The sequence below is a fragment of the Acidobacteriota bacterium genome (assembly GCA_022340665.1).
Lineage (GTDB): Bacteria > Acidobacteriota > Thermoanaerobaculia > Thermoanaerobaculales > Sulfomarinibacteraceae > Sulfomarinibacter.
The window spans coordinates 1-12,274 of record JAJDNM010000017.1 but is presented as its reverse complement, the minus strand read 5'-3'; the positions used below and the strand labels follow the sequence as shown (position 1 = coordinate 12,274).

The 12,274-nt window shown below is 63.2% G+C and carries 11 protein-coding genes and 1 tRNA gene; 6 read left to right on the top strand and 6 right to left on the bottom strand.

Annotated elements, in window-relative coordinates; genetic code table 11:
- The 5 genes from LJE93_02590 to LJE93_02570 all read right to left on the bottom strand — a co-directional run.
- Positions 1 to 419: citrate/2-methylcitrate synthase (locus LJE93_02590; protein ID MCG6947789.1), on the bottom strand; the 419-nt coding region annotated here is incomplete at its 3' end.
- 20 nt (positions 420 to 439) lie between these two features.
- Positions 440 to 1,642: a citrate/2-methylcitrate synthase gene (locus tag LJE93_02585; protein ID MCG6947788.1), complete on the bottom strand. Its 1,203-nt coding sequence runs from the start codon at positions 1,640 to 1,642 to the stop codon at positions 440 to 442.
- 221 nt (positions 1,643 to 1,863) lie between these two features.
- Positions 1,864 to 4,356, bottom strand: coding sequence for a penicillin acylase family protein (locus tag LJE93_02580; protein ID MCG6947787.1), 2,493 nt, complete (start codon positions 4,354 to 4,356; stop codon positions 1,864 to 1,866).
- Between the two features lie 818 nt (positions 4,357 to 5,174).
- Positions 5,175 to 5,260: transfer RNA gene (locus LJE93_02575), tRNA-Leu, on the bottom strand.
- Positions 5,261 to 5,295: 35 nt separating this feature from the next.
- Complete coding sequence (locus tag LJE93_02570) at positions 5,296 to 5,679, bottom strand: HIT family protein (GenBank protein MCG6947786.1); 384 nt, start codon at positions 5,677 to 5,679, stop codon at positions 5,296 to 5,298.
- A gap of 333 nt (positions 5,680 to 6,012) precedes the next feature.
- On the opposite strand from LJE93_02570, the gene LJE93_02565 reads away from it, so the two are divergent.
- The 6 genes from LJE93_02565 (at position 6,013) to gltA (ending at position 11,857) form a co-directional block, all read left to right on the top strand.
- Positions 6,013 to 6,381: a metalloregulator ArsR/SmtB family transcription factor gene (locus LJE93_02565; protein MCG6947785.1), complete on the top strand. Its 369-nt coding sequence runs from the start codon at positions 6,013 to 6,015 to the stop codon at positions 6,379 to 6,381.
- Between the two features lie 52 nt (positions 6,382 to 6,433).
- A complete protein-coding gene (locus LJE93_02560) occupies positions 6,434 to 6,637 on the top strand; it encodes a zinc ribbon domain-containing protein (GenBank protein MCG6947784.1) in 204 nt (67 codons plus the stop codon).
- A gap of 396 nt (positions 6,638 to 7,033) precedes the next feature.
- Positions 7,034 to 7,708, top strand: a complete 675-nt coding sequence (locus tag LJE93_02555) for a hypothetical protein (protein ID MCG6947783.1) — start codon at positions 7,034 to 7,036, stop codon at positions 7,706 to 7,708.
- 659 nt (positions 7,709 to 8,367) lie between these two features.
- Positions 8,368 to 9,426 carry a GAF domain-containing protein gene (locus LJE93_02550; protein MCG6947782.1) on the top strand — a complete coding sequence of 353 codons (1,059 nt, stop codon included), beginning with the start codon at positions 8,368 to 8,370 and terminating at the stop codon, positions 9,424 to 9,426.
- 31 nt (positions 9,427 to 9,457) lie between these two features.
- Positions 9,458 to 10,312, top strand: a complete 855-nt coding sequence (locus LJE93_02545) for a sulfide/dihydroorotate dehydrogenase-like FAD/NAD-binding protein (GenBank protein ID MCG6947781.1) — start codon at positions 9,458 to 9,460, stop codon at positions 10,310 to 10,312.
- Positions 10,313 to 11,857, top strand: coding sequence for an NADPH-dependent glutamate synthase (gene gltA, locus LJE93_02540; GenBank protein ID MCG6947780.1), 1,545 nt, complete (start codon positions 10,313 to 10,315; stop codon positions 11,855 to 11,857).
- Between the two features lie 329 nt (positions 11,858 to 12,186).
- Here the strand turns inward: gltA and LJE93_02535 are convergent, their stop codons facing one another.
- Positions 12,187 to 12,246 carry a hypothetical protein gene (locus tag LJE93_02535; protein MCG6947779.1) on the bottom strand — a complete coding sequence of 20 codons (60 nt, stop codon included), beginning with the start codon at positions 12,244 to 12,246 and terminating at the stop codon, positions 12,187 to 12,189.
- Between the last annotated feature and the right edge of the window lie 28 nt (positions 12,247 to 12,274).

The window sequence follows — 12,274 nt, the reverse complement described above, 5'->3', positions numbered from 1 at the left end:
TGGCGGATCGCACAGGCGGCGAGCCCAGCAGTCCAGCTCAATATTCTTGCCGGCCGCCGCCATTGGGCGTCGAGCTCGGTGTTCTCGGGCTCGGGAATGTGACAGGCGGCGACGGTCATCATCGTCCGGAACTGGGCCATCGGGTGGGCCAACTCCGGTACCTTCTGCAGAGAATCGAGTGCGGCCGCAGGAGGCTGCCGCCAAGCTCGGAGCTCGGCCGACCAGTCGTCGAGCTGGCGCCTGTCCGGCATCTCACCGAAGAGGATGAGATAGGTGACCTTCTCGAAGCTCGCGCGACCCACCAGCTCCTCGATCGGGTAGCCGCGGTAGAAAAGGCGACCGGCCTGGCCGTCGATCCGACTGATAGAAGTGTCGCCGGCCACCAGGCCCTCGAGTCCGCGCTCGTAGGTTTGCACCACCGGGGGGAGGCTCGATCCGATCACGTCTTCGCCCGGTCTTCGAGGTGCCGCTCGGTGACGCCGGTATAGCGGCTCAGCGGCCGGTAGAGCCTGATGCCGTCGAGGGCCTCGCGCACCAGCGCCGCGGTGCCGGCCATGCGCCCGATGGCGATCAGACACGGTACCAGCGGCGGGTCGGCGCCGAGCAGGTGAAAGAGCAGGGCGCCGTAGAAATTGACGTTGATGAAGACGCCGCGCGGGGCGAGCGCTTCGGTGGCCGCGACCTCGACCGCGCGCGCCACCTCGAAGAGCTCCGGGCGCCCGAGGGAGCGCGCCAGCGACGCAACCTCCTTGCGCAGCACCACCACCCGCGGATCGGGCATGCGGTAGGACCGGTGGCCGAAACCGGCTACCACGCCTCCGTCGGCCAGGGTTCGGCGAACCCACGTCTCGGCCCCGGCCGGGTTGTCGAGCGGCAGCAGTTGATCGAGCACCGCCTCGGCCGCGCCGCCGGTCCGGGGTCCGCGCAGCGCCGACAGGCCGGCGACGATGTTGTAGTAGGGGTCGGCCAGGCAGGAGGCGACGATCATCGAGGTGAATGTGGGAGCGTCGAACCCGTGTGCGGCGTGCAGCACCCACGCGAGGTCGAGCGCCGCCACCTCGCGCGCGGTCGGCGGTCGATCGTTGAGGGCGGCCAGCACTCCCTCGGTGAGGCTGCAGCCGGGTTGTGGTGCGCGCGGTTCGCGTCCGGCGCGGTGTCGGCAGATCACTCCCACCAGGGCGGCGGTCTGGCCGACCACCCGCAGCTCGCGCCACTGGCGCTCGCCCGAGAGATCATCCTCGACAGTCAGCTCGTGGCAACCGACCGCCGACACGCCCGCACGCAGCATTCTGGTCGGATGGGTTTCCGGATCGAGATCTCGAATCAGCCCCTCGACCGTCGAGGGCAGCTCCCTGCTCGATCGAACCTGGTTGCGAAACTCGGCCAGCCCTTCGGGATCGTCGTCGGGAGTGCTGCCTGTGATCAAGAGGTGGGCGACCTCCTCGAAATCTGCCCGTCCGGCGAGCTCATCGACCGGCACCCCGCGGTAGGCCAGCTGGCCGCTCGACGGGTCGAGCCACATGACCTCGGTCCCGGCCGCCACCACCCCGGTGAGACCAGGACCGACGTCGGTCGTCACAGGCCAGCCGACGGCATCCGCCCGCCAGTCGAAGCCGGGGCTCAAGGTGTTCAGTTTCGTCACCGAAAGAGGATACCCTTTTCGAATTAGGAATTAGGAATTAGGAATTAGGAATGGGGAATGCCGCCCACCGTTCCGCGCATTTCGAAATTCGAAATTGTAATTTCCCACCCGACCCCCCAGACACCGGGAGGGTGGGGTGGGCGGAAAATCCGAAATTCGAAATCCGAAATTTAAAAGCCCCGCTCCGAAGAGCGGGGCGTAATCTCAGACGGATGGACGCTCTATTCGAAGAGCGGGAACGGCCTCGGCAGAAAGGCGTCGAATGCCGGCACCATCGAGAAGAAGTTGGGGTCGAAGGTGGGCGTCAACGTTCCGTTATAGTACATCGCACCCGACTCGCCCAATGGGAACATGGACTCGATCCGCGCCGGACCGTTCATATCATACTCGAGGACCTGGGCATAGGTCGAACGATTCGAATATGGCGTTGCGGTCCAAAGCGGGCCGAGAATATCCACAAAAGTGAACACGCCGTGAGTGTGGCTGATCGTGCCGCGCGGTTCGTTGTACGGTCCCAGACCTGCGTGCTCGATCACGTTGTCAAGCGCGCGGATGATGATCGCCTCTGCTCCGACAGGTTTGTCGCCTGTTCCCCGCTTGTCCTGGAACCAGTCGTAGTAGGTCTGCCCGGCCAGGGCTCGTATCAGTACGTTATACAGTATGGATTTTGGCTGCTGTTCCCAGCTCATCCCAGCCATCGCGAACTCGTCCTCGAAAGTAATTCGAAGGACCTCTTCGACCCACCAGTCCTGCAGCATCCAGGCGTCGGCCTTATAGGCGCCGAAACGCCACTCGCTGGGTCCACCGGCCACGAAGTGGCGGTCCCACGCGTCGAGCATGGCAATGGCCGCATTGCGGTCTTCATTCGGGTCGGCCACGACCGCTGCCTTGAAAGCATCCGCGACGTAGGTCCAGGTGTCGCCACCGCCGTCGATGCTGTCCGTTGTGGCGATGTTGAGTGCCAGCTCGCGGACCTCCTCGAAGGTCAGGTCATCGTGGGTTGACAGGTATTCGTCGACGACGTGCGCGCGGTGCCACGGGCCGAAATAGTAGCTGTAGTTGCTGGTACCGTTGGGGTAGTCAATCGCGGCCTTGTTGTTCCAGCCGCCGTACCACCCTCTCGGGTTGTTCCGATCGTTGGTGCGAGGCCGAAGCTCGCCGGTCCATTCCCCGGTGGTGCCAGTGATCGACGGAAAAAGTGGGTTGTACCCAGCTCCGCGAATCGGGTCCCAGCCCGACATCCAGTAGGCGAAGTTGCCGTCGCGGTCGATGTAGTTCATGTGGAAGCTGACCGGGGCGGATTGGACGGCGGCATCAAAATCGTCCATGCTCTGGGCGCGTGCGAAGCCGAGCGCAAGGTCGATGGCGTCAGCCTCGTGGTTCCAGGCGCTGAAGGACCAGGAGAGAATCAATTCCGGCGGTTCCATGGGGTTGTAGGGCATCGGGTTGATGATCGGTCCGTGCAAGCCGCGGAACACCGGGAGCATGACGGGGTCCCCGCCGAAAACGTTGATAGTCTCCATGCGGTGCAGTGATACCGTCTCCGGTGCCTCGAGCCAGAAGTCGACAGTGTGGGCGTGACCGGTCTGCAACGACCACGCGTGGTGCGGCGTGCGCCCGACAAAGATGGCCGGAATGCCGGGCACGTGCATGCCGGAAACCTCGATGCCGCCACCGCGGATCGAGCCCTCGGCGATGATGGACGGCGCCAGAAATCCCATCTGCGGCCCCGAGTAGAGCATTGGGTTGCCCGAGGCAGTTTTTTCACCGGACATCGACCATGCGTAGCTGCCGAGGTCGACGTCGGCGCCGACGTTCTCGAGCAGCTCTCGGATCCTCGCGGTCTGAGCATTCATGTCGCTGATTGCGTTCCCGAGAGCGTCAAGGTTGACGCCTTCGAGAGAAGGTGTCCCTTGCTTCGAGCGTTGCAAGGCCTTGGCGCCGCCCGACGGGACGACAGTCAGCGCGGAGGGGTCGTTGATCCACCGCAGGTCCCCGAACATGGCCTCACCCTCGGCACCATAAGCGCCACCCAGGGTCAGATAGAGGAGGTAGTTTTCGGGCTGGGCGGGGGCGTTGTTGATCCAATCGCCCTCGCCATCGAAGAACCGAGCCAACAACATCATTGTCGCGAGGACATCGGCGGTCTCCCATTGCGCCGGCAGCACGGGGAGGCCGATGCCGTCCAACAACACGGACTGGATGCATAGGAGCCAGTACTCGAAGGGCATCGCCAGCCAATCGCCCGCGTAAAACTCCCCGATCCGGCGGTTGATGCCGTCGGTGAAGGCCTGAACGATCGTCTGGCCGTCGGCGGAGAGGGCGGCGAGCTGCGCCGCGTACTCCTCTTCGGAGTAGCCCATGATGCGCATGGGCACGTCGAGCTCGACACCGGCGGGCCCGAGAATCTCGGCCAGCTTGCCGCGGGCGGTGCGCCGGTAGACGTCCATCTGCCACAGGCGATCCGTCGCGACTGCATAGCCCATCGCCTCGTAGACGTCGTACAACGAGCCGCCCTCGATGAACCAGATCCCCTGCGCATCGCGGGTTGTCGCCACCGGTGTGTCGTCTTTGGTCGTGTCGGTTGGCACCACCGCGGCGCGGCGTGCATTCGATCGTCCGAGATTGATGGGCTGGCGATCGAGAGTCTGGGCGGTTGCCCCTACCGCCACAGCCAGCACCAGAATAGTCACCATGAGTTTGGACGCCCGCATCGCTTACTCCTTCCGTTCGAGAAGCCTCGGACGCCGTCTCAGACCGCGAGATCGCCGACCCCGGCTCCACCCGTCATGAGATGCTGCGCACGATGATAACCGTACCGCAAGCCCGTGTAAATGAAAAAGGCAACAACCGAATTCTGAATTTTGAATTACGGACGCCCTTCCGGCTTCGCGCTCCGCGCTCCGCCGTGACGAGGTCGGGCGTCGTGACTCACCACCACCAGCGCGTGGTTGTACGCTTCCCACCCACCCTCTAGCCCGGACTATTCATGAAGCTCCCGCTGCGGCCGACGATGAACCGCACCCAGCGGTGTTTGCTCGCTTCGGGGTGCTCGACGTACCGTCAAGTACGCCTGCGCGCCCCTCGGGTCGCAAACCCCACTGGTCACAGCACCTCGCCGCCCTCGCGACGAACCCTCATGAATAGTCCGGGCCAAGACCCCCATGGCAACGGCCACGGATGGCTGCTGAGGGGGAGTTCGAACCCACAGTTGTTGAAGGGGTTTGGTGCCGGAGGTGGGAGTCGACCTCGGCGAAAAGCACCGGTCGAGGCTCTGGCCGCTGGGTGGATGGTTGGAGGCGGCCAAGAGCCTCCCGGTGGTTTCGACGAGGGCTCGCGCGCAACGCGCGCGAGCAACCCGGAAGTCGGTACGTGGTGCCGGAGGTGGGATTACGGACGCCCTGCGGGCGTCGTGACTCCCCCTCACCAGCCAGTGGCCATAAGCCACCCACCCTCCCTCTCGGAGACCCCCATGGCAACGGCCACAATGGCTGCTGAGGGTGAGTTCGAACCCACAGTTGTTGAAGGGGTTTGGTGCCGGAGGTGGGATTCGAACCCACACGAGGTTGCCCTCGGAGGATTTTGAGTCCTCTGCGTCTGCCATTCCGCCACTCCGGCGCGGAGAGTATTCTGTAGCGCTTGGTGGTCTGAGGTCAAGTCTTGAGGTGTTGCGCGGTTTCTTCGAGCTTTGCCTGGGCCGTCTCGTCCACCGGCGGGAAGGGAAAATCCTCGAGATGGTTGGTCGGCAGCAGGTGGATGTGAACGTGCTCGACGTCGTAGCCGAGAACAACGCTCACGACCCGCGCGCAACCGGTGCGCTCCTGCAGGTGCCGGGCGACCGTCCGTGCCGCCGTGCACAGGGCAATGTACGGCTCCTCGTCCATCGCGAAGATCTCGAACCAGGGCTTTTTGGGTATGACCAGGGTGTGGCCCTCGACCCTCGGGTTGATGTCGAGAAAGGCCAGGTGGTCGTCGTTCTCCCAGATCTTGTGGCAGGGGATTTCACCGGCAACGATGAGCTCGAAAATCGTCGGCATATGCACCTCCCGATCGTCCGATGATACGGCAGCTCATGGTTTTCTGTTGGTTCCGAGGTCAGGACGTCGGCGTTTTCTGCGATCAGATTGACCAGGCTTGAAAAGAGGACTATATTACCATTGAGCGATGGGAGCATTTAGCCCGGTCTTCTCACCGGGTTTCGTTACGAGGGCGGTGAAGGGAATTGAGATGTTGGGTTTTTCGCGGATCGGGCGACGCAGGCCTAGTAACACTGCGTTGAGGAGCATGATCCGCGAAAAGCGCGACAGATTGGTGCCATTCGCCGTCCGTAGTAGACACCCGGTGAGAAGACCGGGTTAGAGGGGGGTATCGTGATCGCATCAGATGAACTGCTCAACCGGATTGCCGAAGTCCTCAAGGCGATGGCCGACCCGACTCGATTGAAGATCCTCCACTGCCTTCACAACGGCGAGCGGTGCGTCTCGGAGATCCTCGAGGTCGTGGGCGGAAGCCAGGCCAACGTGTCCAAGCACCTGTCCGTGCTCAAGCGCGCGGGTCTGGTCGACCCCCGGCGCGCTGGCCTCAACGTCTATTACCGCATCATCGACGACGGCGTCTTCACGATATGCCGCAACGTCTGCGACTCGCTGGAGCTGCGGGTGGATCACGACCGCCAGACGATTCTTCAGGGCCGGCAGGAGGTCATGGATCTCGAGAGCGGCAAGAAGGTCAAGGCCTGAACCGGGAATTCGGAATGAGGAATTCGGATTTCGGAATTTAGAGGATTGAGCGATGCCTATCTACGAATATCGATGCACCGAATGCGGGAGCCAATTTTCACGCCTGCAGAAGATCGGCGCCGGGTCAGAGGGCGTGAAATGCCCCGCATGTGAGAGCGAAAACGTCGAGCGCCAACTCTCGAGCTTCGCCAGCACTTCGGGATCACCAGACGTCGCCTGTTCGACACCGTCGAGCTGCTCGAGCGGCTTTTCCTGAGCGAGCTAGTCGCGAACCCGGCGGGTTCGCACGCCACACCCACCCGCCCACCCCGCATTTCGAATATCGAATTTGAAATTTGGAATTTTCCGGCCGCCCGCCGGAGAACGGGTGGGTGGGTTAAAAAACCGAGATCCGTTTTGTCGTTCCGAGACATCGGCTTGCGGCGGCTGGGCCGCAGGCAAACAAGCCCCGGGACGCGGGTCATTCAGGAAGGACGCGGCTACAAAATTTGCTTTGGCCGACTCAACCTTCGCCTTCACGTCCTGGGGGGATGGGCGGGAAATTCGAAATCCGAAATTCGAAATTCGAAATGCGCGGGCGATGGAAAATCCCACATCCCAAATCAGACGCGGTAGTGATACCGTCATCTGGCACCTTGCAGGAGGCTAGTAGATGAACCGTACGACGACCCTGACGGCAATGACGGTGATGATCTTGGCGGTTGGAACCATCGCCCAGGCCCAGGAGGCGCTGGACCTCGCAAAAATGGGCGCCATGATGCGGCGCAACCAGGAGGAAATTCGGCAGTACACCTGGAATTCGACAATGACGCTGCTGGTCGACGACCAGCAGAGGCGGATGGATACCTTCACCGTGCGCATCCTGCCGAACGGTTCGGTCGAGAAGATGCAGACCAGCAGCGAGGTGGCCAAGGGCAAGGTTCGTGGTCCTGACGGCAAGAAGCTGTCGAAGAAGGAGCTCGAGGCCGCGCGCGAGTTCGTGCTTCGGGTCAAGGATCAGCTGGACGGATACCTGAACCCGATGTTCGCCGAGAAGGCGGTCAAGACCTCCTCCGTGAAGCGGGAGGAAGGGAAAATCATCCTCGAATCGCACGACGTCATGACCACCGGCGACTCGGTCGTGATCACCATCCGGCAGGCGACAGCGCGTCCTGCTGCCGCCGACATCAGGACCGCGGTTGACGGCTCGCCGGTCTCGCTCGAGGTGATGTTCGACAGCATCGAGCACGGCCCGAACTACCCGTCGCGGTCGGTCACCACCGGCACCTGGAACGGAATGAAGGTGACCATCGTCGCCGAGAACTCCAACTACAAGCTGAACGGCTGATCGGCGCTCGGGAGACACATCGTTCTTCTTCAGGCGGGCCCTTACGGCGCCGCTTCGCGGCTTGTGACCCTCCGTCGCCAGCGACTGGTCTCTATTTTTTGTCATTCCGACCGAGCGAGCGAATCGAGCGAGCGGAGGAATCCATGGGAAAGCCGGAAGCGCGAGTCCAGAGAGCCGCAGATTCCTCGGCTCGGCCTACGGCCTCGCTCGGAATGACACGGGGTTGTAGGCCACTGCGTGGTCTCGCTCGGGATGACGTGGGCGGCGGTGATGCGCCAATCAAGACGCAGGGCATTAGAATCGGGGCGGATGAGAAGCCTGTATCCGTTGCCCTTCTCAATTCGGTGGCCTGGACAGCGACAAGAGATTGCGTCGCTGATTCATAGCTGTGAAATAAAGTACTATCTCAAATTCGTTGACGATTGGCTCAATCGGACATAGATTGCTTGCAGAGGTCAACCCCTCCGGACATAGCGCCAGCGGATTCTGAGCCAGCGCGGAAGCGAATCGGCGGATTCTTTTTGCATCGCCGACACCTGTCATGCGTACTTCGCAGTCTGGCCTCGAACGATGATCCACGGTGAGAATGACCGTGGACGCACCGTCGGCACCACTGTTCCGGCGCTCGCCCGGTCTTCTCACCAGGGCAGGAGGTAGGAATGGTCAAGTGCCGCCAGTGCCGCAACGTGTTCCACATCATCGGCGATGCCCTCAACTCCCAACTCGACACCACCGTCATGCTGGAAAAGGCGGCGCGATCGATCGTCAAGGAGTTTCATCTCAAGGCCTGCCACTTCCGGCTCCTCAGCCGCGACCTCCAGACGCTCGACCACGTTGCGGCCTACGGCTTGAGCGAGGCCTTTCTCAACAAGGGCCCGGTCGACGCGGAAAAAAGCGTCGCCGAGGCTCTCAAGGGAAACGTGGTGGACGTCCTCGATTGCGTCTCGGATCCCAGGGTTCAGTACCCGAAAGCGTTCGAGGCCGAGGGGATTGCCTCGTTGTTGACGGTTCCACTGAAGACTCGCGGCCAGGTGATCGGGGTGATGCGCCTCTTTACCAGCGCCCGCCGAGAGTTCCTGCAAGACGAGATCGAGTTCTTCAAGGTAGTGGCGCTCTTCTGTACCAGCGCCATCACCGACTCGATGTTCCGGCTGATCCTGGCCAACGTGACCGAAGCCATCCGATCTTCGCTCGATCTGCAGGTGGTGCTGGACGCAATCGTCACGACCGTGTCCGAAGACCTGCGGACGCATGGTTGTGCGATCCAGCTGATCGACAGGCGGACTTCCACCCTCGAAACGCGCGCGTCCTTCGGGCTTGGCGAGCCCTTTGTGAAGGGGATGTGCGACCTCTGTTGCCCGAAGCTGGTCGAGGAGGTGCTGCAAGGCTCGTGCGTCGCGGTTCTCGACGGTCGCGAGGACGAACGGATCGAGCACGCCGAAGAGTTGACTCGCGAAGGTGTCGCTTCGATCCTGCTGGTGCCGCTCGAGACGCGGGGCAAGACGATCGGTGTCCTGAGCCTGTTCACCAACAATCCCTACAGGTTCTCGGACGACGAGAAACTGCTGATGATGTCGATTGGCGAGCAGTGTTCGCTGGCGATCGACAACGCGATGATGTTTGCCGCCCTCAAGCGGCGCTACGAGACGCTGGTCGATGACTTCCACCTTTGGTTCGAGCACTCGCAGTCGTATCCGCACCGGGGACCGACCGTTTGAATTGGTCGAGCAGACCAGTGGGAGGTCCGTAATGGCCTGCATTCTCGAGATGGAAGAGATCGCACCCGCTTTCAAGAGCTACGTGATCCATGAGCCGGTGATTGCCCGCAGGCACCGCGCGGGCCAGTTCGTCATCGTCTACCTTCATGAACACTCCGAGAGGATCCCACTCACCATCGCAGACTCCAACCCGGTCAGGGGCACCATCAGGCTGGTCGTGCAGGAGGTCGGCAAGACCACCATGGAAATGGGCACCCTCAGACCCGGCGATTCCATCGAGGTCGTCGGACCGCTCGGCAAGCCGACCCACGTCGAGAACTTCGGCACCTGCGTGTGTATCGGCGGTGGTGCGGGCATCGCGCCGCTCCTTCCCATAGCTCTCGCCCTTGACGACGCCGGCAACCACGTGGTGTCGATCCTCGGGGGACGCACCCAGGAGCTGGTCATCCTCCGGCGCGAGATGGAAGAGGTGTCGGACGAGATCTATTACACGACCGACGACGGCAGCTTTGGCGCGAAGGGCCTGGTGACCCACGCCCTCGACGCCTACATCGAGGACAAAGGAAGGCCGGATCTGGTGATCGCTATCGGCCCGGCCGTGATGATGCGGGCGGTGTCCGAGCAAACCAGGCCCCTTGGCATCAAGACTCTGGTCTCGCTCAACACGATCATGGTCGACGGCACCGGAATGTGCGGCGGCTGCCGGGTTCCGGTCGGCGGAGAGTCGAAGTTCGTGTGCGTCGACGGGCCCGAGTTCGACGGCCACGAGGTCGACTTCGAAATGCTCATGAAGCGGCAACGGATCTACCTCGAACAGGAGGAGGTCGCCCGCAGGCGGTTCCTCGAATCTCACCAATGTCGGGCCACCGCAACTGGAGGTTCGTAGATGTCCCGAGAACTGAGCAAGAAGGAGCGGCTCGCCATCCCGCGACACCCGATGCCGGCTCAGGATGCGGCCGAGCGCATTCGCAACTTCGACGAGGTGGCGTTGGGATACACCGAGGAGATGGCGGTCGGAGAGGCAGAGCGGTGCCTCGAGTGCAAGAAGCCGAAGTGCGTCGACGGCTGTCCGGTCGGCATCGACATCCCGTCGTTCGTCGCAGCAGTCGCCAGCGGGCGCTTCGCCGAGGCGCTGGCAGTCATCAAGGCCGACAACACTCTGCCCGCGATCTGCGGGAGGGTGTGCCCGCAGGAGGACCAGTGCGAGGAGACCTGCGTCACCGGCAAGAAGGGAGACTCGGTGGCGATCGGCCGTCTCGAGCGATTCGTCGCCGACCTCGAGCGTGAGGGCGGCACGGTCGAGATGCCGCGGTGCAAGGAGCCGTCGGGATTCAAGGTCGGGGTCATCGGTTCCGGGCCCGCCGGCCTCGCATGCGCGGCGGCCCTGGCCCAGGAGGGGCACTCGGTGACGATATTCGAGGCCCTGCACAAGCCCGGCGGCGTCCTCATCTACGGCATCCCAGAGTTCCGCCTGCCCAAGGCCATCGTGCGCGACGAAATCCGTAGCCTCGGCGAGATGGGTGTCGAGTTCAAGTGCAACTTCGTCGTCGGGACGACGGCCACGGTGGAGGAGTTGATGGGGGAGTGGGGTTATGACGCCCTCTTCATCGGCACCGGCGCCGGTCTGCCGTACTTCATGGGCATTCCGGGCGAGGACCTGATCGGCGTCTGCTCGGCCAACGAGTTTCTGACCCGCGTCAATCTGATGCGGGGCTTCGACTTCCCGAATTACGATACGCCGGTGGCGATTGGCAATCGGGTGGCGGTCGTCGGCGCGGGCAACGTGGCGATGGACTGCTGCCGCACCGCTCTGCGCCTCGGATGCGAGAAGGTGATCTGTCTCTACCGCCGTACCCGCGACGAGGCACCCGCTCGTCTCGAGGAGCTGGAGCACGCCGAAGAGGAAGGGGTTGACTTCCGCTGGCTCAGTGCTCCGGTCGAGGTGCTCGGCAACGACGATGCCGTCGTCACCGGTGTCCGTGTGCAGAGGATGGAGCTCGGCGAGCCCGACCTTTCGGGCCGCCCTCGGCCGGTGCCGATCGAGGGCAGCGAGTACGAGATCGAGCTCGATTCGATCATCGTCGGTATCGGCCAGGGCGCCAACCCGCTCCTGACCCAGGCCACCAAAGGCCTCGAGGTCGACCGGCGCGGCCGTATCGTCACCCAGGAGGTCACCCAGATGACCTCGATCCCGGGCGTCTTCGCCGGCGGCGACATCGTCACCGGTGCGGCAACCGTCATCCTCGCCATGGGCGCTGGCAAGCTGGCCGCTCGCAGCATCGACTGTTACCTCCGCGGCGTGCCGATGGTGGTCGAGGAGGAGGTGGTCGAGGACGCGGACGAGGGGGTGGAAGGCAAGGCCAAACCGAAGGTCGCGGCACCCCCTGCGAGCGACAAGGAGAGCCGCACCCAGATCAGCGCCCAGTCGTAGTCGGGACCCGCGGCGGTCAGCGACGAGTGGGCGCCGCCCGCACATGAGACGATCCGGTATGCACCCATTTGGGGCGGTGCACCGAAGCCGCAACACGCATGGAACCAACCGTTCCCCGTGTCATTCCGACCGAGGACCCGAAGGGTCCGAGCGGAGGAATCCATGGAAAAACCCAAGGGTGCGCCTCCACCACCTGCCGCTGGTGGTCTGGATTGACGGAGGGAGGATCGAGAAATCGCCGGCCCCTCGATTCACAATGCCCGACGCGCGCGAGCATGAAAAACGGGCCGCCCGAAGGCGGCCCGTGATCGCGAAATTGACGATTCGGATCAGGCGCCCGGTCCGACGTGCAGCACCCTCATCATCTCGTGGTCCTCGTGCGACAGGATGTGGCAGTGCCAGACGTAGCGCCCCGGC

Coding starts and splice junctions, on each gene's coding strand:
- LJE93_02570 (MCG6947786.1), bottom strand. CDS start 5,679: ATGCCGACGATTTTCGAGCTCATCGTTGCCGGTGAAATCCCCTGCCAC.
- LJE93_02555 (MCG6947783.1), top strand. CDS start 7,034: ATGAACCGTACGACGACCCTGACGGCAATGACGGTGATGATCTTGGCG.
- gltA (MCG6947780.1), top strand. CDS start 10,313: ATGTCCCGAGAACTGAGCAAGAAGGAGCGGCTCGCCATCCCGCGACAC.
- LJE93_02560 (MCG6947784.1), top strand. CDS start 6,434: ATGCCTATCTACGAATATCGATGCACCGAATGCGGGAGCCAATTTTCA.
- LJE93_02580 (MCG6947787.1), bottom strand. CDS start 4,356: ATGCGGGCGTCCAAACTCATGGTGACTATTCTGGTGCTGGCTGTGGCG.
- LJE93_02550 (MCG6947782.1), top strand. CDS start 8,368: ATGGTCAAGTGCCGCCAGTGCCGCAACGTGTTCCACATCATCGGCGAT.
- LJE93_02545 (MCG6947781.1), top strand. CDS start 9,458: ATGGCCTGCATTCTCGAGATGGAAGAGATCGCACCCGCTTTCAAGAGC.